This window comes from Tautonia sp. JC769 (assembly GCF_040717455.1).
Lineage (GTDB): Bacteria > Planctomycetota > Planctomycetia > Isosphaerales > Isosphaeraceae > Tautonia.
Map to the genome: position 1 here is coordinate 72,955 of NZ_JBFEFH010000022.1, position 21,095 is coordinate 94,049.

General features: G+C 62.8%; 18 protein-coding genes and 1 tRNA gene. 13 read left to right on the forward strand and 6 right to left on the reverse strand.

The genetic code is table 11. The features are described 5' to 3' along the window. Window positions 1–23: 23 nt before the first annotated feature. The 3 genes from AB1L88_RS19670 to AB1L88_RS19680 all read right to left on the reverse strand — a co-directional run bounded on the left by AB1L88_RS19670 (window position 24) and on the right by AB1L88_RS19680 (window position 2,217). Complete coding sequence (locus AB1L88_RS19670; protein WP_367098396.1) at window positions 24–1,055, reverse strand: DUF1559 domain-containing protein; 1,032 nt, start codon at window positions 1,053–1,055, stop codon at window positions 24–26. After that, the gene (locus tag AB1L88_RS19675; protein WP_367098397.1) at window positions 1,052–1,753 is read right to left on the reverse strand and encodes a hypothetical protein; all 702 of its coding nucleotides are present in this window, start codon (window positions 1,751–1,753) and stop codon (window positions 1,052–1,054) included. The genes AB1L88_RS19670 and AB1L88_RS19675 overlap by 4 nt, the downstream gene beginning before the upstream one ends. Window positions 1,754–2,111: 358 nt before the next feature. Continuing rightward, window positions 2,112–2,217 (reverse strand) — tRNA-Val (locus tag AB1L88_RS19680). 127 nt (window positions 2,218–2,344) lie between these two features. Between AB1L88_RS19680 and AB1L88_RS19685 the strand changes: the two genes are divergently transcribed. Continuing rightward, on the forward strand, window positions 2,345–3,661 hold the full coding sequence (locus AB1L88_RS19685; RefSeq protein ID WP_367098398.1) for a hypothetical protein: 1,317 nt from the start codon (window positions 2,345–2,347) through the stop codon (window positions 3,659–3,661). Window positions 3,662–3,735: 74 nt separating this feature from the next. Here AB1L88_RS19685 and AB1L88_RS19690 read toward each other — a convergent pair whose 3' ends face one another. After that, a complete protein-coding gene (locus AB1L88_RS19690) occupies window positions 3,736–4,671 on the reverse strand; it encodes a hypothetical protein (protein ID WP_367098399.1) in 936 nt (311 codons plus the stop codon). Window positions 4,672–5,051: 380 nt separating this feature from the next. Between AB1L88_RS19690 and AB1L88_RS19695 the strand changes: the two genes are divergently transcribed. The 10 genes from AB1L88_RS19695 (at window position 5,052) to AB1L88_RS19740 (ending at window position 13,441) form a co-directional block, all read left to right on the forward strand. Further along, a complete protein-coding gene (locus AB1L88_RS19695) occupies window positions 5,052–6,020 on the forward strand; it encodes a hypothetical protein (protein WP_367098400.1) in 969 nt (322 codons plus the stop codon). 70 nt (window positions 6,021–6,090) lie between these two features. Beyond that, entirely contained in the window at window positions 6,091–6,981 is an 891-nt protein-coding gene (locus AB1L88_RS19700) for a hypothetical protein (RefSeq protein WP_367098401.1), read from the forward strand. Window positions 6,982–7,008: 27 nt separating this feature from the next. Continuing rightward, entirely contained in the window at window positions 7,009–7,617 is a 609-nt protein-coding gene (locus AB1L88_RS19705) for a hypothetical protein (RefSeq protein WP_367098402.1), read from the forward strand. Window positions 7,618–8,079: 462 nt separating this feature from the next. Then, window positions 8,080–8,286, forward strand: a complete 207-nt coding sequence (locus AB1L88_RS19710; protein WP_367098403.1) for a helix-turn-helix domain-containing protein — start codon at window positions 8,080–8,082, stop codon at window positions 8,284–8,286. Next, complete coding sequence (locus AB1L88_RS19715) at window positions 8,276–8,524, forward strand: hypothetical protein (RefSeq protein WP_367098404.1); 249 nt, start codon at window positions 8,276–8,278, stop codon at window positions 8,522–8,524. Before AB1L88_RS19710 ends, AB1L88_RS19715 begins: the two co-directional genes overlap by 11 nt. Window positions 8,525–8,728: 204 nt before the next feature. Further along, on the forward strand, window positions 8,729–10,369 hold the full coding sequence (locus AB1L88_RS19720) for a hypothetical protein (protein ID WP_367098405.1): 1,641 nt from the start codon (window positions 8,729–8,731) through the stop codon (window positions 10,367–10,369). Between the two features lie 170 nt (window positions 10,370–10,539). Beyond that, window positions 10,540–11,634, forward strand: coding sequence for an endonuclease NucS domain-containing protein (locus AB1L88_RS19725; protein WP_367098406.1), 1,095 nt, complete (start codon window positions 10,540–10,542; stop codon window positions 11,632–11,634). Window positions 11,635–11,864: 230 nt separating this feature from the next. After that, complete coding sequence (locus AB1L88_RS19730; protein ID WP_367098407.1) at window positions 11,865–12,326, forward strand: hypothetical protein; 462 nt, start codon at window positions 11,865–11,867, stop codon at window positions 12,324–12,326. Next, a complete protein-coding gene (locus AB1L88_RS19735) occupies window positions 12,326–12,784 on the forward strand; it encodes a hypothetical protein (RefSeq protein ID WP_367098408.1) in 459 nt (152 codons plus the stop codon). Before AB1L88_RS19730 ends, AB1L88_RS19735 begins: the two co-directional genes overlap by 1 nt. A gap of 363 nt (window positions 12,785–13,147) precedes the next feature. Continuing rightward, window positions 13,148–13,441 carry a polyhydroxyalkanoic acid system family protein gene (locus AB1L88_RS19740; protein WP_367098409.1) on the forward strand — a complete coding sequence of 98 codons (294 nt, stop codon included), beginning with the start codon at window positions 13,148–13,150 and terminating at the stop codon, window positions 13,439–13,441. A gap of 86 nt (window positions 13,442–13,527) precedes the next feature. On the opposite strand, the gene AB1L88_RS19745 is transcribed toward AB1L88_RS19740, so the two are convergent. After that, complete coding sequence (locus tag AB1L88_RS19745; protein WP_367098410.1) at window positions 13,528–13,944, reverse strand: NUDIX hydrolase; 417 nt, start codon at window positions 13,942–13,944, stop codon at window positions 13,528–13,530. A gap of 511 nt (window positions 13,945–14,455) precedes the next feature. Between AB1L88_RS19745 and AB1L88_RS19750 the strand changes: the two genes are divergently transcribed. Further along, window positions 14,456–16,552: a DUF262 and DUF1524 domain-containing protein gene (locus AB1L88_RS19750; protein ID WP_367098411.1), complete on the forward strand. Its 2,097-nt coding sequence runs from the start codon at window positions 14,456–14,458 to the stop codon at window positions 16,550–16,552. A 69-nt stretch (window positions 16,553–16,621) separates the two neighbouring features. On the opposite strand, the gene AB1L88_RS19755 is transcribed toward AB1L88_RS19750, so the two are convergent. Further along, complete coding sequence (locus AB1L88_RS19755) at window positions 16,622–17,416, reverse strand: hypothetical protein (RefSeq protein WP_367098412.1); 795 nt, start codon at window positions 17,414–17,416, stop codon at window positions 16,622–16,624. 289 nt (window positions 17,417–17,705) lie between these two features. On the opposite strand from AB1L88_RS19755, the gene AB1L88_RS19760 reads away from it, so the two are divergent. Next, window positions 17,706–20,951 (forward strand): DNA methyltransferase, encoded by a 3,246-nt coding sequence (locus AB1L88_RS19760; RefSeq protein ID WP_367098413.1) that lies wholly within the window; start codon window positions 17,706–17,708, stop codon window positions 20,949–20,951. Window positions 20,952–21,095 lie beyond the last annotated feature (144 nt).

Genomic DNA, 21,095 nt, shown 5'->3' on the forward strand with positions numbered 1-21,095 from the left:
TTCATGCCCCGGCCACTCCCCGGTCAGTACGAATCGTGCGGAATCGGCTCGTGACCGCTCGGGGTACTCAGCGTCTCGAGCACCCGGTCGTCGACCGTCTCCTTCACGAACCGCACCGAGCCGTCGGCGAAGAGGAAATTCGCCCCACCGGGGAAGGGACCGCCGAATCCCCTGGCGGAGCGGTTGATGCCCAGCGCCGGGTCCCGCCACTGCGCCGGACTCCCCCAGGGCAGGAAGCCGGTCCCCACTTCCCCGGCAAGGATCGTGCCGGAGGAGCCATCCGTCACATCCTCCAGACTCCGCGGTACTTCCCCCCCGAGGAGTCGGGCGTTGCCGGAGTAATGGCCCAGCGCATAGCCTGCCGCATCGCGCCGATTCTCGTTCCCCGGATTGAGGAACATGAGCACTTCCGTCCGGAACGGCTCGCGATTGGCCGGATCGTCCCAGGGCCGTTCGAACACAATCCGGTCGTAAAGCGCCTGGTGGTCGACAAACGGCAGGAGCATCGCCTGCCACCCGTGCAGCGGTCGGCCGCGATCGTCGAAGGTCCCGCCGGGCGGGAAGCTGCCCTGAGACCGGTGGTAGTTGTCCAGGCCGATCCCGATCTGCTTGAGGTTGTTCGTCGACTGCGCACGCCTCGCGGCCAGGCTCACGAGGCCGGTCACGACCGGCTCCCGCGAGGTCAACAGCCACCCGACCTGATGCACGATCCCGGTCGCCGCGATCCCGGCGACGAACATGACGAGCAGCGTGCCCGTCATCGCAGCGGTCCATCGAACCGGCCAGGGCCGACTCTCGCCCGTGTCCCCCGCCCCGCGTTGCCGAGCGAACCAGGCGAGCAGGGCATGGGCACCCACCACGAACCCGATCAGGCAAAGCAACCCCGTGATCACACCGTCCCGGGCGATCGTCACCTCCGGCACCACCCGGTTGAGGAAGAACACCCAGCCCATCGTCAGGGCAATCACCGCGTCAAGTGGCACGACCAGACCCATCAAGGCGAGCGCCAGGAATAACAGGATCAGCGCCACCCCCCAGGCGATCCAACGTTTCATCGGGCCTGATCCCCACGCTGAGCCTGGTCGATCGCCCCAGCACCCAACACGACAATCTGGCCATCGGTCCGGAGCACGAGGCGATAGGGGCCGAAGATTCCCGGCTCATAGGCGAGCGGTTCCTGCCCCCGATCGGCGATCAGCCCCGCGACATAGCGGTAACGGATGCCGGAAGGGTCGGGCACCTGCCACGCCTCGTCGGGAATTGCAGCCAGATCATTCTGCGGCGGAAAACGCCCGTCGTTGCCCTTCGCATAGGTCCAAAGCGCGATCCGGAGTCGGTCGATCGCCTGAAACCGGTCTTCCAGGAGCCGATCCGGTGGGGCCGTCGGCGCCGATCCTTCGACGAGAGTGTACGTGAATCCTTCTTTGTCCCAGGCCCCCGGCGTCATCAACTCTCGGGCGCCCGAGATCATGGTCAGGATGAGGACGAACAGGAACCCCCAGACCGTGAGCAGCCCCACGGCCTTGCCGAACGTCAGCCGGGGAAGCCCGGTCAACTCCCCGCGCAGGCCGTTCCAGATGCGCTGCACGACCCAGGAGCACAGGAGGATCCCGAGCACGAAGAACGAGAGGTTCTGCAGCCTCATCCTTGCCAGGTCGGTCAGCGTGATCGACGGCATCCCCGCCCAGGCGACTTCGGCACCGGCAAGGACGACCACCATGCACATCCCGGTTCGCAAGGCTCGACGGCGCATCGCCAGATTCTCAGCGTCCAGATCAGGGGGCCCCCCCGGGCCCATCGCCCGGAGTCGGGTGGGTCGCCCTTCGGCGGAGGGTCGAGCGATCGACCACGACTCCACCATCTTGACCGCAAGCCATCCCAGCAGGCCAGATCCTTCCGGCCATCCTTCCGCAATCGGGCAAGCGATCCGGGCCGCTCGCATCCGGCCCGCTGCCCCATCGAGTCCCGCCGGTGCGGCCTCTCCGAGCGCCTGCGTCGGAATCTCCAGCCCGCTCCCCGCCGCTCACGGACAGCGGCGCAACGGCCGGAGAGCCGCACCCCAGCCCCGCCTTCCACACACAAATCGTCTTCTCTGCTCAACTTGCGGCAAATGGGCGGCACTGGACTCGAACCAGTGACTTCCACCGTGTGAAGATGGAGCTCAATCTGTTTTTCCAGTGTTTTTCCGGGAATCTCTGTACCAATCTGACCGAACCCGCTTCCCATTTGGTACAGAATACTGGTACAGTGCTCTCCTCTCTGATACATCCCAACGACCCAGGACCAATCCATGCCGGCAAATCCAAAGATGGTGTGGGATTCGGAGAATCACCGATGGAGGAAGATGTACCTGGGCAAGCGGCACGTCGTCTCGTGCCGTCAACTCGCGGACTGGGCGGGGATCCCTGTCCCCGAGACCAAGGAGGGTTCCTATCAGGTCGCTGACCGCTGGTGGACGGCGAAGCGGGCGGAGATCGACGGCCAGAAGCCGGCTCATCCCCAGTCCGAGCGGATCGCCGAGTTGCGGAGTCGGGCCGCCTACGAGCGTCGGCACGGACGACCGGGAAGTGCGGCTGCGATCGAGGAGGAGGCGATCGGACTGGAGAGTGGCACGATCGAGCCGCCCCCCAAGGAACCGAGCTTCCACATCTGGTGGGACGAGTTCCCCGAGGTGCAGGAACTCATCTGGAAGGACCGCCTCGCCAACGATCGATCGGCGAACGTCCCCGCGGACCGGACCGTCGGTGCCCTGGTCGACCGCTTCCTCGAACGGGAGCGGTCCCGGGTCGGAAGCGACCTGAGCCCCGGCGGTTACGCCAACGTCCGAGACCGACTCGCCCACCTCCGCGGTTGGCTGGACAACGCCACAGCGATCGACCAGTTCGACGCGGACGCATGGGACAAGTATTACGTGTTCGTCCTCCGGAAGGAGTGGTCGAGCGAGCACAAGCGTGGAGTGTTCCGGGCGGCCCGGTCGTTCGTATCCTGGCTCGCCGACATGGGAGTCATCCCGCGGCCGGCCAACCTCGACCGCCGCTATCAGTTCCTCGACCTCCGCGACGACGACGACGCCGACATCGTCCCAATGCCTGTCGCCGACGTCCGCAAACTCGCCAAGGCGGCCGAGGGCACACAGACGGAACTGTACCTCCTGCTAATGGCGAACTGCGGATTCACATCGCTCGACGTGTCCGACCTCCACCCCGACGAGGTCCGGGACGGCAGGATCGTCCGCCGCCGATCGAAGACGCGGAGATATCGCAGGCCGCCCCTGGTCGACTACAAGCTGTGGCCCCGCACGGCGACGCTCCTCGATCGGTTCCGGACAGCCGACCCCGACCACGTGCTTCTCTCGGAGCGGGGGACGCCCCTCGCCGGCCGCCGGCTCGACGAGGCCGAGAAGGTCCGCCGCAAGGACAACGTCGCCCTCGCCATTCGACGGCTCTCGAAGAAACTGGGGGTGGCCCACCCGCCGAAGGCGATTCGCAAGCGGTCCGCCACGCTCATCCGCGAGGACTCCCGCTATGCCGATCTGCGGGGTCACTTCCTGGGGCACGCCCCCGAGTCGATAGCAGACGGGTACTACGCGGCACCACCGCAGGGTCGATTCGACGAATGCATCGACTGGCTTGGAGAACAGTACGGACTGATGGGCCGATAGTCCCCCAAAAGAGTGACGGTCCCGAGGATTAGGCCCCCCGGGACCAGTTATACACGTGATTGCCATGACTCAGGTTAGTTGACCGAGGGCTTCGGCCGACACTGAGTCCTCAGTGAGTATCTGCTCGCTGGTGGCCTCCCCCTGCCCCTGCCCCTGCCCTCCGGAGCGTGCTCAACCAGGACGCCATCCTCGACCATCTCCGTGAGGAGCCTCCTGACGTGATCGGCGTGTCCACCTCGGAAGCGGCTCGGACCCATGAGCAGATCCCTCAACGCGAAGGTCTTCCTGGGCCACCGCCGGGCCCACGCCAGGATCACCTCCCTATCGGAGTCGAGGTCCTCGATGTCGTCGGGGAGGAACTTCGCTTCAAGCGGCCCCTTCCAGTCGACCCCGATGCGATAGTCCTCGGTCGCGAGGATGTAATCTCGGAGGTTGACCCTGTGGACGCGGCCCTCGCGGATCGCCGCACCGACGTAGTCCCAGACGACCCGCTCGACGCCGGACATGTCCCTTGCCCGCTCGTGGAGCGATTCGACGGAGGGCTCGTACCGGATCAGCGAGCACCGGGTCTCCAGGGCCTCCACCTCAGGGTGGCTGTCCATCCACTTGTTCGTGATGAGGATAAGCCGGGATCTCGTCTCGAACTCGGTGGGGATGTCCTTGAGGAGTCGACTCTGGGTGTCCCAGGAGACAGTCTTGACGGGTCGGGTCTCGCACAACTGGCGGAGGAGGCCGGCCAGGGCCAGATCCCGGGCGATGTTCGGGGCGTCGTCGAGGATGATGGGCCGATCGACGTTGCCGTAGAGGTGCAGGTAGAACTTGATGGCCGAGATGCGGCCCACCTTCCACCCAGCCATCTCCTTGGAGAAATGCTCCCTCACGAGGCTTGACTTGCCCGTGCCGCCCCGGCCGATGACGACGAGGGACTGTACCATCCCGCTCCGGAATCCCCGGATGTAGCGAGTGAGGACAGTGGGACAGTCGACCACAGTGGGGACAGTGTTCGCCATATATGCTCCGTTGTTGAAGTTTAAGGGGCTCGGTATCGTAACCGGCCGACCTCCAGAATCAAGCCCCCAGCAACAGAAACAAAAACAGGCGATCACAAACCATTTCATACAAATGGCTTGCGTTCCGGGAATTTTCGTTGCAGTGCGTGATTCCCGTGCATCAACGGGAGGTGGCCCGCACAGATCGACCCCGGTGATCCGCGACGTGGCGGGCCCCAGGGGAGGGGCAGGGAGTCAGGCGGGAGGCCATCCTGAGGACGCCCCCGGATGACTTGGCGGATGCCTACAGGCAGGCCGACGGCCCGAGGGCTAGGAACAGGAGGCGGACTTCATGTTCGCAATCAAGCGTGGCCTTGATACTGAACCGACGACCACCCATCATGGCCATACAAGACGACCAACGCACCTATTCGGGGGTAGTCACGATGAAGTGCCCGGTGTGCAAGTGGGATGGTGTCGGGATCGCGGATCGATTCGGGGACTATGACGACATCAACTGCCCGCGATGCGGCCGATACGAGATCGGCGGCTCCTATGGTCACATCCTCCAGCAATGTGAGACCCCCGACCACCTCCTGTGCGGGGTCCTCCGCGACTTCCACGAGCGTGGCGTCGAGCCGCCGAGGATCGAGGAACGTGTCCGGCAGGAACTCATCGCCCGCATCCTGGACTCGGTCCCCGCGAAGGCCGATCGACTGCTGCACTACATCGCGATCCGGTCGAGGGAGCCGGGCGACGAGGTCGAGGTGATCGGCAAACAGGATTGGCCCGTCGTCTTCGGGACGTCCCCCTTCGCTCTCGCCTACTATGTCGATCATCTGCACGACCTAGGACTGATTGAGAAGGTAGACTGCGTGACCACGGATCTGGATCAGAGTTCGTGGGGTTGTACCTTGACGGTCGCCGGCTGGGAGAAGGTCGAGTCCGACCGCAAGACGAGCATTGCCAGCGACCAGGGCTTCGTCGCCATGTGGTTCGCCGACGCGATGACCCCCATCTGGAAGTACAGTCTCAAGCCCGGCATCGAGGACGCCGGCTACAAGGCCCTCCGAGTCGACTCCGACGAGCACAACAACAAGGTCTGCGACAAGATCATTGCCGACATTCGCGAGAGCCGGTTTGTGGTGGCGGACTTCACAGGACAGCGTAACGGGGTCTACTTCGAGGCGGGATTCGCCATGGGTTTGGGGCTGCCGGTGATCTGGACCGTCCGCAAGGACGAGATCGACAACGTCCACTTCGATACTCGCCAATACAACCACATCGTCTGGGAGGATGCGGCCGACCTCCGGAGGCGACTCGCGGAGCGGATCAGGGCGACGATCGGGAAGGGGCCTCGTCCTATTTGACCACTTTTCCCCTGCTCCTGACCGACTCACCTGGAGATGAGGCCACCTTCGACCTCCTTGGAGCCCATTGATGACTTTCGAGTCCGAACGCCCGAGGCATGAACCGACGCCGTCGGATGTCGCGAAGACGTTGAGTCACCACGGCCACGCATTCCACCACCGGAGTATCCGTGCCGCTCAGGATGCCTTCGTCTCTCAACAATCCGGTTGGGCGTTTCACGTGGCTGAATTTCCCGTCGAGGTTCGGGAACGGCAGACGCGAATCGACTATGTTCTCAAGCATAGGTCCGGACGCGACTACCTCGTGGTCGAGTGCAAGCGAGTCTACGACAAGTTCCGCCGCTGGTGCTTCACTCGGGTCCCTTATGAACGGCGGGGGAATGGGCTCACCCAACTCATCCGCGAAAGAGTCCGATGGAGTCCAATGGCGAATGGATTGATCGCCGAGATCCGGAAGGAGCATCACGTCGGGAACACTCAGAACCTCGGGTTCGAATTGAAGGACGATAAGGTTTCCGGGAGCGGCGGCGGGAACGGTGGTCGCGGGGCGATCGAGGATGCGGCCACGCAGGTGTGCCTTGGGCTTAATGGCCTTATCGAGTACCACCTAGCCAAGTCAAGAAGATGCGAATACACAAACTTCGACGCGACCATCATGCCTGTGATCCTGACCACAGCCAAACTCTACGAAGTTGAGGTCGATCTCCATTCTGCCAGCCTGGAGACGGGGCAAGTCGATGACGGGCAGGTTTCGAAACCCCAAGAGGTACCTTGGGTGCTCTATCAATATCCAGTGTCACCCGGGCTCAGGCATCCGATCTATGTGGTCGGGGAAGAAGCCGATCCTACAAACCTTGGGAAGGTCCTAGAGGCCGACTACGTCCGGACCATTGCCGTTGTTCAGGGCGAGCACTTTGGTGAGTTCTTGGGGTTCATTGACCGAATCCTTGATCTAGGTTGACCTCCTTCCCCTGAACGGAGCCTTCACATGTCTCGGCCAGCACGCATGGTGGGAAGATCGTGGTTTTTCCCACACGGTTACCTCAACAACTGGGCCGAGCACCTGATCGGTGACGCCCAGGATGCCCGAAGCGGCTCGGCAAACTACTATCGCATCTCGGCCCTCCTTGCGGTGATGTCTTTCGAGGCATACCTGAATTACGTCGGCGAGCGATATGTCGAGGAGTGGCCGGAGCGAAAGTCTTGGGCGAAGAAACTGGTCCTCATCCTTGAGAAGTTCGGACTGACTCCATTGCGGGATCAGGAACCGTTCACACTACTCAAGGACCTGTTCGATTACCGAAACTCGCTCGCACACGCTCGCATCTTCGAGGCTCCGGTCGAGTACATCGAACATCGAGACGGGCGATTCGAAGGAGACCAAATTGCTGATCCCGAGTGGTACCTCATATTCGGCACCCGGGAGCAGGCCGAGCGGACACTCCAAATCATCAGGGACGCCATGCAGGCCATCCACCAGGTCGCTGATCCGACTGACCCCAGGCACCCGTGGTGGATCCACGCAGTCGGTCGAAGTATCGCAGTGAAAGCGGATGATCAGGAAGCAACCAAATCAAGTTCCGAAGGAACTATTTGACGCCCCGGCTTCATCTGCCTGAACTACCCGACTCTGCTCGCCCACTAGCCGGACCGGTCAGTTAGGGCGACTTTATCGAGGCGAGGGCGGCGGGCAGCTTCAGGAGGGGATCAGAGGCAGGGGATTTGCGGCCTCGACGTGCCGCCACCTCCCACACCGTTCGATGATCTGGCAGAGGCGACGTAGCCTCAAACCTGCACTCGGGTAGCCCGGTTAGGTTCCGGCCCGTGCGGGACCAAGCCCACGATACGTAGCGGGCGGTCGAAAGGGGACCGGTCGCAGGGGGCTTCCTGGTCGCCCGTGTATGGGGTGTGGGGGCAGGGAGGTTGTTCGTCTTCACGCTCGCTAACCACTCCCTCGATCGGCCATGGGCCCCCGCAGTCCCGCCCCCCCGGTGCCCTTTCGGTGTATGTAGAGTCAGTATCCGACGTACACACCGTGACCACCGAGGACGCACACCATATGCCCCGCTTGAAGCCCACCACCCCGCTGCTCGGTAGCGGCCAGGCCGCCCGCTATTTGGGGCTCCACCGCTCCACCCTGACGCTGTGGCGACGCCAGGGCCATCTCATCCCAACCGCGATCGAGGAGGGGCCGCGAGGACGGCGGTTCCTGTTCAGCATCGAGGACCTCGACGCCTTCCGGGAGAAGATCGACTATGCGTGCTGAAGACATTGTCTGGGATTGCTTCCCAACCCGAGAAAGCGTCGAACGAGCCCGGCGAGAGGCCGAACGTCTCGGCCTGACCGTCCTAGAGTATGACCGGTTGCTCACCTCGGAGATTTTCGCCCACGACCCCGAGACCGCCGAGATGCTGATCGCCGAGTACGCCGAGTGCGTCCGGTGGTACGAGGACGGCCACGAGAGTCTCCCGCCGTGTGTGCAGAGGTTTCTCGATGCGGGATAGAGGTGGCTGGTCCTACACTGATTGAGGGGCACGGCCGACTGCTCTGCCCCCAAGTTAGACGACACTGCGAGGAATCGGGGTTCTACGATCCTCGGTGTCCGAGCGTTCTCCGATCGCCCAGATCGGCGTCTAATCGTGGCCCGTGTATGAGACGCGGGTCGAGATCATCCGGAAGAACCAAGGAAATCCAATGTCACATATTCCATGACTGCAAACAACTGCGAACAGGCCCGGCCCATCGTACCCCAGTTCAACCTGGACGCCATACCCACGGACCTACGAGCCCTCCCCCAGTGGGTCGGATGGCGATTCGAACAACGCGACGAGCGGTGGGCCAAGACGCCCATCCGGTGCTCCACGGGGAGACGGGCCAACGTCACCGACCCGGCCCGCTGGGCGACCTATGAGGAAGCCGTGGAGTGCTATCGGAGGGGGAAGCTCGACGGCGTCGGTTTCGCCTTCGCAGACGGCGGGATGTTGACAGGCATCGACCTGGACAAGTGCCGCGACCCCGAGTCGGGGGAACTGGAGCCCTGGGCGGAAGAGATCGTCACCGAACTCGACTCCTATACCGAGGTCTCCCCCTCGATGAGGGGACTCAAGGTGTTCGTGCGAGGGGGTTTGCCGGAGGGGGCAGGGAGGAGGCGTGGCAAGGTCGAGATGTACTCTCGGGCCCGCTTTTTTACGGTGACCGGGCACCATCTGGCCGGGACGCCCCGGACGGTCGAGAGCCGCCAGGAGGGCCTCCTGGGGCTCCACACGCGGCTCTTTGGAGCCAGGTCAGCAATACCTGCCCTCCCCAATGGGAGGCCCCTGCACGGGCTCACGGACGACGAGATCGTGGCCAGGGCGATGGCGTCGGCCAATGGCGAGAAGTTCCGGAAGTTATGGGCGGGCGACGTGTTGGGCTATGGCTCAGACTCGGAAGCCGACCTCGCCTTGTGCGGGATCCTCGCATTCTGGGCCGGACCGGATGGCGAGCGGATTGAACGCCTCTTCGCCCGTTCGGGGCTGGCCGGACGCGAAAAGTGGGTGCGTGACGTTTACCGCAGGAGGACGATCGAGGTGGCCATCCAGGGTCAGGCAGCGTTCTATGGGGAAGGGGGAGAGCCGTCTTTGTTCACCAGAGGGACCAGGTCTATACAGAACATCAGGAATCATCAGGATGATACAGGACTTTATTACACAGTGCACCCGCACGTAGCCGAGCGGGTCGAGGTCGAGGGGTATAGCTTTCCTCTGAAGGGCCAACCGCTGTCCCCAGACAAACTTTCGCGAGAAGAAGGGGGGCAGGGGGAAGGGGGGGATCTGGCGATCGAACTCGCCGACACCCACGGAAACGCCCCCGACTGGCAGGCATCCTTCCGACTGGCCCGCCGACTCCGCACCCAGTCGGCCGACACCCCCGAACAGTTCGAAGGGGCGGTGGCGGCCTTCTGCGAGCGGACAGGGCGGGAGTTCGAGCCCTTCTGGTACGCCGTCCTCGACGCGTGGGACAAGGTGAAGTACGCCGAAGGCGACGACGTGTTCGCCTGGGCGACCGAGGAGGCGGCCCGATCGCCCTACCCGGTCACCCCCTGCCCCGGTCCCCGCTATCAGATGGTGGCGTCGATCGCCTACCACTTGTCGCGGCACACGGCCGGGGAACCGTTCTGGCTCCCACGAGAACGCCTGGCCGCCCTGCTCGGCTTCAAGCATGGGATGGACATCAGCCGGGTCGTCAGCCTGCTGGAGAAGAACGGTGTGATCGAATGCGTAGACGCCTCATACAGCTACCGAGACGGCAAGGCGAAGGAGTACGTATTCATCGGCGATCAGGGTGTTGGTGCGGCCCCCGCAGCCTGACAGAGGGATTCGGGGGCCTGAGCCGCCCCCTGCTCCAATGCACGATCGTCGTCCGAGGGCAAGAGTCATGGTCGTTGCCGGTCACTACCACAGGCGACCAGGCTTGCTATCATGGAGTCCCTTCCGGTCAGTTGACGTTTTTGCGATGCCGCTGAGAGGATGATCAGGCGATGCCCATCCCGGAGCAAACCCTCCAGACGCTCAGATCGGTGATTGCCGCGATCGAGGCGGAAGCCGATGACAGCGAATCGAACATCAACATCGCCGCTCGTGATGGCGTGATCGCCCGCTATGGGCCGGTCTTCTCCCCCGAGAACGTGACCGGGCTCGACGAGGAAACCTTCCGGGGCTTCTTGCTTTACAAGAACAACCGCCACTGGACCAGCCTCCACCGTCTCGGTGGGATGCTGACGGATGATATGCCGCGACTCCGCGAGGCCCTCGCGTTACTGGTCGACGAGGAGATGCCGCTCCAGACGCGGCTCGAACGGCTCCGGCCTCAGGGCGGTGCCCCGATGGTCAAGGGGCTGAGCCGATCGGTCATCACCGCGATCCTGCAAGTCGTCTACCCCGACAAGTACGGTGTCTGGAACAACACCTCTCGGGCAGGGTTGATCAGGGTGGGCCTCTGGCCGGAACTGCCGAGGGCGTCGTTCGCCGAGCGATATGAGGCGATCAACTCTGTTCTCCTGGAGACGGCGAGTCGAATCGGGATCGATCTCTGGACACTCGACTCCCTCTGGTGGAAGCTCGCCAGCATGACCTCGGAGTCCGAGGAGGACGAACTCGCTTCGGTCGTCGATGAAGTCGAGAGCCTGCCGGCCATGGCAGTCTTCGGCCTGGAACGCCACCTCCAGGACTTCTTGCGGGACAACTGGTCCCAGACGGAACTGGGCCGGGATTGGGATTTATACGAAGAGGATGGGGACATCGTCGGTGCCTACTACGAGACGGGCGAGGTTGGACAGATCGACCTGCTGGCCCGGCACAAGTCGCAGGACCGATGGCTCGTCATCGAACTCAAGCGGAACAAGACCAGCGACAGCACGGTCGGGCAACTGCTCCGGTATCGAAACTGGGTGAGACGCAAGCTCGCCAGCCGCGAGGCGGTGGTAGAGGGGCTGATCATCGCCCTCGACGTCGACCGCCGGCTGCAATACGCCATCGACGGCGTGCCGGACGTCCGCTGCATGACCTACCGGATTAACTTCGCACTCGCGGCGGCCCCGGGCCTTGACGACGAGGCTCAGTATCAGGGCCCGTAGAGCCCGTGACGCCGCACGGGCCCTCATCGGAACCCGGGAAGTTCGGACTCGACCCCGGCCGGGGACGAGGACATCAACCCAGTGCGTGTTGAGTCCGGAATCGAAGGAGGATATACTCCGATTGCGAGGCGGTAAGTCCCCGCGATCGCAGGAGACTGCGACGGGGTGGTCCTAGCCGGATCCGAGCCGAGCAGACAACTGGGCATAGCGATGCCCACTGGAGGTGTCCAGTGACGGAACCGCTCCGTCAACAGATCGCCCGCCTGCGTGAACTCGCACCGGAACTCAACGAGGTCACGGACAAGGCGACCAGATTGGTCGGGGTCGTCGAGAAGTTCCTGAATGAGGAACTCAGCCTCGGTATCCCGTGCAGGGTGACGGTCAGCGACTCCTGGGATCCGTCCGACGAACTCAGACATTGCAAGGACCTCCACTACGGCAGGTTCGAGGGCAAGTTCCGCCTGTATGTCGCCGAGTACACGATCTACCACGATGGAGAAGGGGACAATTATAAAGAAACCCCTTGGTCCTCCTGCCCCCGGGATTTGAAACTGGCGTCCTTCCAGAAGATCCCCGACCTCCTGGCCGACCTGACCAAGAAGGTCGAGCAGGCGATCAAGGAGACCGAGGGTACCGGCAAGACGATCCAGGAACTCCTCAAGGCCATCGGCGGCAAGGAGGAGTCCGAGTGATGGAGATCAAGATCGCACTGAGCATCGTCGCCGATCGGCAAGGAGCCCCCGTGACGACGCCCGTCCAAATCGAGTGCTCGTCGCCGGTGACCGACGATCAGCAGTTGACCTTCACCTGGCCCGAGTCGCCTCCCGGGGAGCCGGAGATTCGGGCGATCCGCAGGGTTGCCGAGGAGGCACTCCGGCGGGCGGATGCGGTCGAGGCCAGCTATACGGGGCGGACCGGCTTCAAGACCTGCCTGGCGTTCTCGAAGATGAGGGGGTATCGCGTCGAGCGTCGTCACCTCGCGACTATCGGCCGGGCGATCTCCAGGTATTGCCTGGAGCACACGATCCCCGTATGCGAAGTCGAGGACGAGCGGTACGACACGATCCGCTCCTACCCCATCGAGGTCCTGGAGCGACACGAGCACCTCTTCGAGCGTTTCGGCAAGCCGGCCAATACGTTGTCTGAATAGGCAGATCGTCGACTCTACTAGGGTTGGGCGATGGGCCTCAAGCGGGGTGTCCGTCTCAGAGGGGCAGGGAGAGCCGGGTTCAGACTCGGCAGATAGGGGCTGCGACTCGCTCCGATGCATGGCCGGGCGAGCACTCAGGTCGTTGCCATAGGCCCCTCCCTGCCCCCAACTCTTCCACGGCACGCCCCCGAAGAGGGCCCTACTTCGTGATCCCACGAGGACTGGTATGCACTCAGTGGCGGCGGGAGAGTCGGGGTGAAGGCCCCCATCTCCTGCCCCCATACATCATGCCGATACGATCCTGTCGGCCTGAGGAATGCATATGTCGTCTTCCTGCCCGAAATCCTAAGTGGGACGCCCGCCATGCCGCTCATCGAGTTCAGGATCAAACACAATCGGACCCCCGAGGACGCGAAGGCCCGCCTCAGCATGGCTGTCGATGAAGTCCGACGTCAGTACGGGGTGATGATCCAGCGGATCGAGTGGTCGCCCGGCCACGATGAGGTCACGATCACCGCGACGGGGGCCGTCGCCGAGATGAGTGTCGATGCCGAGCATATCCACGCGACGATCGACATCCCTGTATTGGGTGGCCTGCTCGGCGGTCGGCTAGCCACGGGTCTGAAACGGATCGTCCAGAGACAACTCTCGGGCTGAATCGGAGCGGGACCGCTATTAGTAGTCGAACAGGGATTCGAGGGAATGGCCGTAACGGAGCGGAATACAACGGATTTGACTACGCCCTAACGTCCCACAACCCTTGCCGCCTTCAGGATCAGCACGCAACTTGGCCCATGCGTGATCGTGCCGGCCAACACCAGGCGAATCGCCTCGTCGAAGGGAATCCGGATCGTCTCTATCACTTCGGCCCCGTCCCGCTCCGTCGAAGTGAACGAAAGCCCTCGGGCTAGAAAGAGGTGGGCCGGGCTGCGGACGATTGCCGTGAACGGGTCGATGGTCCCCAGTTGGCTCCAATCCGATGCCTCGACGCCAAGTTCCTCGCGAGCCTCCCTCCTTGCCGCAACTAGGGGCGATTCCCCTTCGTCGATTCCGCCCCCGGCGACCTCGATGCTGTCGCGGCCGATCGCATAGCGGAACTCACGCGTCAGGTAGACCGTGCCGTCGTCGTCAACCGGCAGGATGGCGACCCCCGCCTTCATTGCAACGGTTCCGTAGATGCCAGGTTGGCCATCCGGCTGGGACACGCGGTCCTCGACGACCTCAATGAACGGGTTCCGATAGATCGGCTTCGATTCGTGGATGGTCCAGGGGCCGTGCTGACGTGGCATCTCCGATCCTTACTATATGAGGAAAATGGCTGATCTCCGAAGGAAGATCGGCTGCGATCACAGGAGGCCGGCTTTGTCCATCAAATGGTCAACCTGGTCGACCCAAAGACACTCGTCATACTCATGGTCAAGCCCGCGTGACACGGGAAGGAGGCGACTCGCGGCGAGCAGTCCCCGGCAGCGTGACACCAACGAATGGGGCTACTCGGGGCGTCGGGAGGGGTCGGTGCGAAGGGCACGTTCGACGCCCTCCACCCCCTGCCCCCAATGACGGCTCGCTATCTATTGCTTCCCGCTGATGGACAGACGACAATCGGTATAAGAGTGTTGTAGCAATGACACCGTCATGACTGACTGTGTGACGGCAGAGCGGGGAAGATCCATGCAGGCGACTGAGTCGAACTTTCTTCAATTCCTCAAGGCACCGAAGCAGTTCGCCATCCCCATCTACCAGCGGCCCTATAGCTGGACACAGAAGCAGTGCCAGCAGCTTTGGAGCGACATCCTGCGGGCGGCGAAGGACGAGTCGGTGACGGGGCACTTTATCGGCTCGATCGTCTACATCGAGAAGGGCATCTATCAGGTCGCATCCGTCCCGCAACTGCTGGTCATCGATGGTCAGCAACGGCTCACCACGCTGTCGCTGTTGCTCGCCGCCCTCGGCAAGATCATCGAGGAGCGGAAGGCCGAGGCCGACATCAGCAGACGCCGCATCAACAACTACTTCCTCTTCAACAGCGAAGAGGAGGGTGAGTTGTACTATAAGTTGCAACTGACCCAGGGCGACCGACAGACCTTCATCAACGTGGTCGAGGGCGGGGACATGCCCGAGGACGCCTCGTACCGCATCATCGAGAACCATCGCTTCTTCGAGGACCAGATACGCAGGGCGACCCTCGATCCCAACGACATCTACAAGGGGATCAGCAAGCTCATCATCGTGGACATCTCCCTGGATCGGGACCGCGACAACCCGCAATTGATCTTCGAGAGCCTGAACTCCACCGGGCTGGACCTGACCCAGGCCGACCTGATCCGCAACTATGTCCTCATGGGCCTGGAGAGCAAGGAGCAGGCCGAAGTCTACCGGAAATACTGGCACCCGATGGAGCAGGGATTCGGGCACGCCGAGTACGCGGGCCAGTTCGATCGATTCATGAGGGATTACCTGACGATCAAGACAGGTCGCATCCCCAACATCAACGAGGTCTACGCCAGCTTCAAGTCCTACGTCCAGGGCCAGAAGCAGGCCACGATGGAGGAGATCGTTGCCGACATCTACAGATACTCGAAATACTTCGTCCGACTGGCGTTTTTGAAGGACTCCGACAAGGAGATCAACGCCGTCCTGGCCGACATCAACACCCTGAAGGTCGATGTCGCCTACCCCTTCCTGCTCCAAGTCTACGACGACTACGAGCGAAGCACCATCACGCGGGACGACTTCATTTCCGTCCTCAAGCTGGTCGAGAGCTATGTCTTCCGTCGTGCCGTCTGCGGCATCCCGACCAACTCGCTCAACAAGACCTTCACTTCGCTCGCTTCCGAGATCGACAAGGCCGACTACTTGCGGAGTGCCCGAGCGGCGTTCCTCCTCAAAGACTCGTACAAGCGGCTCCCGGGCGACGAGGAGTTCCGCAGAGAGTTCGTCGTCAAGGATTTCTACAACTTCCGCAGTCGGAATTACTTGTTGCGAAAGCTGGAGAATCACGACCGCAAGGAACGTGTCGATGTCGAGGGATACACCATCGAACACGTCATGCCCCAGAACGAGAACCTCTCGACCGAATGGCGTCAGGAGTTGGGGGCCGAATGGGAGCATGTCCAGGCGAAGTATCTGCATACGATCGGCAACCTCACCCTCACCGGCTACAACCCGGAGTTGAGCGATCGGGCCTTCCGCGAGAAGCGGGACATGAAGGGCGGGTTCGCGGACAGCCCGCTGCGATTGAACCGGAGTCTCGCCAAGTTGGAGCACTGGAACGAAGAAGAGATCGTCAAGCGGGCGAACACCCTCGCCGACCTCGCGATCCAGGTGTGGGCCGCACCGAGCCTTCCGGCCGAGACCCTGGAGAGATTCCGCCGCCATCGTGCGGTGGAAGGGGGCAGGGCTTACAGCCTCGCCGACCACGAGGGGAACCTGAAGGGGAGCCGCCTGGAATTGTTCGAGGCGATCAGGAAGCGGATTCTCAACCTGAGTTCCGCCGTCCGCGAGGAGGTCAGGAAGCACTACATCGCCTACAAGGCCGCGACGAACTTCGTGGACATCGAGCCCCAGAAGAACCGCCTGAAATTCGTCCTTAATATGGCATTCGATGAGGTTGATGACCCGGAGAAGATCTGCCGGGATGTCTCCAACGTGGGGCACTACGGCAACGGCGATGTCGAGTTCAGCGTGACGACCCCCGACCAGATCGAATACGCAATGTCCCTCGTGCGACAATCCTTCGAGAAGCAACGAGAGGATGTTGAAGTCTAGTTTCTGCTCCAGGACTATGAACTTCTCGCCCTTGCGTCGGATCGAAGATTCGTCCTCGATGGGGCGAACCTATCTCAATTCGCCCCGATCATCATCAAAGTAGAAGTCGGTTTCGACCCGTGACCGCCTGAGCGATGCGAGATATTTTGCCGAGGCGAAGGGATATCTCAACTGGTCGAGGTTGGCGACGAACAGGTCGTTCGGAGCGTCTGGCTCACCACCCATGCCGATCACAACGAAGACGGGGATCCCCCGTTCTCGCTGGAATCGCTGGTAATTTTCGATCTGTCGCTCAGTCGCCCACTCGATCCCAGGCCGCTCATCACTGTCGTATCGCTTTCGCCACTTGCACTCCACGGCGAAGACCACCCGAGTATCACGAAGGCCGAATTCGATCTCTAGGTCTGGGTAAGTGGAGGACTCGGCATAGATTCCATCCGCGTACTTGTCGCCCCGCCACTCTTTGATCGTGAAGTATCTCCGGTTGAATCGTTTCACCACCCACTGCTCGAACAGGTAGCCCTTCTCCTCCGAGGAGAGGATCGCTCCGGCATCAATCGATCCCGGGGACACCGGAGAAGGAGTCGTTTCAGGGATGGGAGTTCGAGGACGCGAAACCTCAGGAACGATGGCAGAAACCTTCGATCTCGGGATCGGTGTCACCTGTTCAACAACATGGGGTGAGACCGCTTCGCCAACGACGGATGGAGGAGTCCCCATCTCGGCATCCTCGACCTCGACCGATTCGAACCCCTCCTCACTCTGGGGATCCACCAGGGAATTCGTCAGGACGAGAGTCCCACTCACCACGAAGACCAAACCTCCTGCAATCAACAGGAGGCCGATGAGGGTGTTGCTCGACATGAGGCGTTCCGCCAATAGACTTCACCATGCTTCTGCGTAACGAGTAGCGTACGCCGCACAAGATCGGCATGCAAGCTGACATGCCAAGTTGGCGGCTTTCATCAATCAACTCTCTGGCATCGAACTGCGGAAGGGCCTAGAATCCCCTCGCTTGGATGCAGTCTATCGAGTTGGAGTTCTCGCTGTGCCCGTCGAACCGAAGCCCTTATTCCGACCCGAGGTGATTCGCCCCCGACTGGCCGCCACCTCCCTGCCCCCAGATCTCCAACGTCTGACGAAATGGGCCGACATGGTCTCCTCGGGTCGGGCCGACGCCTTCAAAGAGAGCGAACTCCTCCCCGAGTTCCTGGGCGACATCTTTTGCGGGCTGCTCGGCTATTCCTCCGCCGTCGAGGGCAAGGACCGGTATACCTTCGGCCGAGAGAAGCACGTCCAGGTCGACGGCAAGTTCGCCGACGCGGTGCTGGGCGACTTCCGGCCCGAACTCCAGCGTTTCGTCGTCGCCATCGAGGGCAAGGGGCCGAAGGATCCGCTCGACCGGCCGTTCGGGGGCCGCAAGATGTCGGCCGTCGATCAGGCGTACCGATACGCCATCAACCTCCCGTGCGATTGGATTGTGGTCACCTCGATCCGCGAGACCCGCCTGTACTACAAGGGGGCCGATCAGTTCACCTTCGAGCGGTTCGAGACCGCCGACCTGGCCGGCGACGACGCCCTCCTTCGCAAGTTCGTGTTCCTCCTCGGGGCCGACCGGGTGGTGCCCCGGACCGAGCCCTGTCATCTCTACGAACTGCTCGACGCCTCCGAGAAGGTCGGCCGGGAGGTGACCAAGGACTACTACGTCCGATATGCCGACATGCGGGAGGCGGCTCTCGACCGGTTGTGCGAGGTGAATCCCGAGGTTCCGCCCCTGGAGGTGCTGGCCTGCACGCAGAAGATCCTCGACCGCGTCCTGTTCACGGCGTTCTGCGAGGATCGTGGGTTGCTGCCCGGGGAATCGATCGGACGAGCCTACCAGCACGCCGATCCTTACAACCCACGCCCGATCTGGGACAACTTCCGTGGCCTGTTCCGGGCGATCGACCAGGGGAACGCCGCCCTGAGGATTCCCGCCTACAACGGCGGTCTGTTCGCCGAAGACCCCCGGCTCGACGCACTGACGGTCCCCGACGAAGTCTGCGAGTACTTCCGGGACCTCGCGGCCTACGAGTACCGCCCCGCCTCCGAGGTTGGCGACGGCGAGGATACCCTCGTAGACGTCGACATCCTTGGCCATATCTTCGAGCAGTCGATTACGGACCTGGAACGGCTCAAGAACGAGATCGAGGGCCGCGAGGATCGTCAGAGTCGCGAACAGCACACAAGCCGACGCAAGCGGGAAGGGGCGTTTTATACCCCGCCCTTCATCACGCGGTACATCGTCGGCCAGGCCCTCGGCCGGGTGCTCGAGGACCGCTTCGAGGCCCTCCGCGATCGGCACGCCGGGGAGGCGGCCGGGACTGCCCGGAAGGTGCTGGCCGACCCGAGGGCCTACGACCTCGACGTCTTGAACACCCCCCAGAGAGAGGCACTCATCCGGTTCTGGGAGGCGTGGCAGGACGACCTGGCCACGATCCGGGTGCTCGACCCCTCGTGTGGCAGCGGGGCGTTCCTAATCGAGGCGTTCGAGCAACTCTATCAGGCGTTCGAGCGGTCGAACGACCGGCTGGAGGAGTTGCGAGGCGATCGGACCCTCTTCGACCTCGATCGCCAGATCCTCCAGAACAATCTGTACGGGGTCGACCTGAACGAGGAGGCGATCCAGATCTGCAAGCTGAGCCTCTGGATCAAGACCGCCCAGCGGGGGAAGGTGCTGACGAGCCTGGACCACTCGATCCGAGTGGGCAACAGCGTGGTGTCCGACCCGGCCGTCCACCCCCGGGCCTTCGATTGGCATTCGGCCTTCCCCGAGGTGTTCGAGGGCGGGGGATTCGATGTCGTAGTGGGCAACCCGCCCTATGTGCGGCAGGAGTGGATTTCGCCGTACAAGCCCTACCTGAAGGAGCATTTCGCGTCCTATCACGGAATGGCCGATCTCTACGTCTATTTCTACGAATTGGGGATGAATCTCCTCCGGCCTGGGGGCCGGCTCTCCTATGTGGTGACGAACAAGTGGTTGAGAGCCGGGTACGCGGAACCCCTCCGCACGTTCTTCGCGGAACGTTCCTGGGTCGAGGATGTCGTCGACTTTGGGCACGCCAAGCAGATCTTTCCCGACGCCGACGTCTTCCCCTGCATCATCGTGGCCCGCAGGCCCGACGACGGGCCGGCACCGGAGACCGCGACGGTATGTGCGATCCCCCGCGATCAACTCCGCATCGCCGACCTGGGGGCCCAGATCGGGTCGGAGGGGATTGAGGTCGGGCGAGGACGGTTGGCGGCAGGGGCGTGGTCGTTGGAACCGAAGGGCGTCCACGAGTTGATGGGGAAGATTCGGGGGCAGGGGGTGCCGCTGGCGGAGTTCGCGGGGGGTAGGCCCTACCGCGGCATTTTAACGGGCCTCAACGAGGCTTTCCTGATCGACACACCCACGAGGGATGCCCTGATCGCGGAGGATCCGCAGAGTGCCGAGCTTATCCGGCCGTTCTTGCGGGGCCAGGACATCTCCCAATGGTCGCCCACCTGGGCCGACCTGTGGATGATCGTGATTAAATCCAGTGGCGATCACGCCTGGCCCTGGACTGGCGAGGGGGAACGTGCCGAGGAGGTGTTCGGCCATACCTACCCAAGCCTCTACGCTCATCTGAAGCCTCTCGAAGCGAAGTTGATCAAGCGGCAGGACAAAGGCCGCCACTGGTGGGAACTGCGAACCTGTGCCTACTGGGCATCGTTCGAGAAACCGAAGATCGTGTACCCGGACATCACCTGGAGGTCGAGCTTCTCCTACGACCAGACCGGTACGCTGATTGGAGACACCTCGTTCTTCATCGCGACCACCGACACGTGGATCCTGGCGTGCCTCAACTCCCCGCTGATTTGGTGGTATGCGTGGAGGACGGTCTACCACGGCAAGGATGAGGCACTGAGGATGAAGGGCGTTTTCATGAACGCCTTCCCGATCGCGGTGCCGACGAGGGAGATCGCATCGAGAGCAGAGGAGGCGACGCGACGCCTGATCGAAGTGACGACCTCTGTGCATCGAACGAGCCGAGACATCCTCAACTGGTTGAGGTCCGAGTACGACATCGAGAAGCCGAGCATGAAGCTGCGGCAGCCCGTCGGTCTGGAACGCGAGGTTTTGGCGACAGAGGTGAAGAAACTCAGGGGTCGTGACAAGCCGCTCTCCCTCGCCGCCCGCAAGCTCCTGGACGAGGAATATGAACGCACCATCGTACCGGCCCGAGGACTCGCGGCCGAGGCCCGCGTCCTGGAACGCCAGGTCGCCGACCTGGTCAACGAGGCATATGGACTCACCCCCGAGGAAATCGCCCTGATGTGGGAGACCGCACCGCCCCGGATGCCCGCCGTCCCCCACTCGGTCGAGCCGGTCGCGTGAACGTCGTGGGGTTTCGCACGGTGTTGGGCATCCCACGGAGGGTGCGGCAACGTCGCCGGGTGCCCCGGGCGTGGACGGGGCGGACGGCCATCACGCCGGCCGCGACCTCCGACCTCACGTCTCCCAAGCGAGCGGACTTGAGGA

Coding starts and splice junctions, on each gene's coding strand:
- AB1L88_RS19670 (WP_367098396.1), bottom strand. CDS start 1,055: ATGAAACGTTGGATCGCCTGGGGGGTGGCGCTGATCCTGTTATTCCTG.
- AB1L88_RS19675 (WP_367098397.1), bottom strand. CDS start 1,753: ATGCGCCGTCGAGCCTTGCGAACCGGGATGTGCATGGTGGTCGTCCTT.
- AB1L88_RS19685 (WP_367098398.1), top strand. CDS start 2,345: ATGTACCTGGGCAAGCGGCACGTCGTCTCGTGCCGTCAACTCGCGGAC.
- AB1L88_RS19690 (WP_367098399.1), bottom strand. CDS start 4,671: ATGGCGAACACTGTCCCCACTGTGGTCGACTGTCCCACTGTCCTCACT.
- AB1L88_RS19695 (WP_367098400.1), top strand. CDS start 5,052: ATGGCCATACAAGACGACCAACGCACCTATTCGGGGGTAGTCACGATG.
- AB1L88_RS19700 (WP_367098401.1), top strand. CDS start 6,091: ATGACTTTCGAGTCCGAACGCCCGAGGCATGAACCGACGCCGTCGGAT.
- AB1L88_RS19705 (WP_367098402.1), top strand. CDS start 7,009: ATGTCTCGGCCAGCACGCATGGTGGGAAGATCGTGGTTTTTCCCACAC.
- AB1L88_RS19710 (WP_367098403.1), top strand. CDS start 8,080: ATGCCCCGCTTGAAGCCCACCACCCCGCTGCTCGGTAGCGGCCAGGCC.
- AB1L88_RS19715 (WP_367098404.1), top strand. CDS start 8,276: ATGCGTGCTGAAGACATTGTCTGGGATTGCTTCCCAACCCGAGAAAGC.
- AB1L88_RS19720 (WP_367098405.1), top strand. CDS start 8,729: ATGACTGCAAACAACTGCGAACAGGCCCGGCCCATCGTACCCCAGTTC.
- AB1L88_RS19725 (WP_367098406.1), top strand. CDS start 10,540: ATGCCCATCCCGGAGCAAACCCTCCAGACGCTCAGATCGGTGATTGCC.
- AB1L88_RS19735 (WP_367098408.1), top strand. CDS start 12,326: ATGGAGATCAAGATCGCACTGAGCATCGTCGCCGATCGGCAAGGAGCC.
- AB1L88_RS19740 (WP_367098409.1), top strand. CDS start 13,148: ATGCCGCTCATCGAGTTCAGGATCAAACACAATCGGACCCCCGAGGAC.
- AB1L88_RS19745 (WP_367098410.1), bottom strand. CDS start 13,944: ATGAAGGCGGGGGTCGCCATCCTGCCGGTTGACGACGACGGCACGGTC.
- AB1L88_RS19750 (WP_367098411.1), top strand. CDS start 14,456: ATGCAGGCGACTGAGTCGAACTTTCTTCAATTCCTCAAGGCACCGAAG.
- AB1L88_RS19755 (WP_367098412.1), bottom strand. CDS start 17,416: ATGTCGAGCAACACCCTCATCGGCCTCCTGTTGATTGCAGGAGGTTTG.
- AB1L88_RS19760 (WP_367098413.1), top strand. CDS start 17,706: ATGGTCTCCTCGGGTCGGGCCGACGCCTTCAAAGAGAGCGAACTCCTC.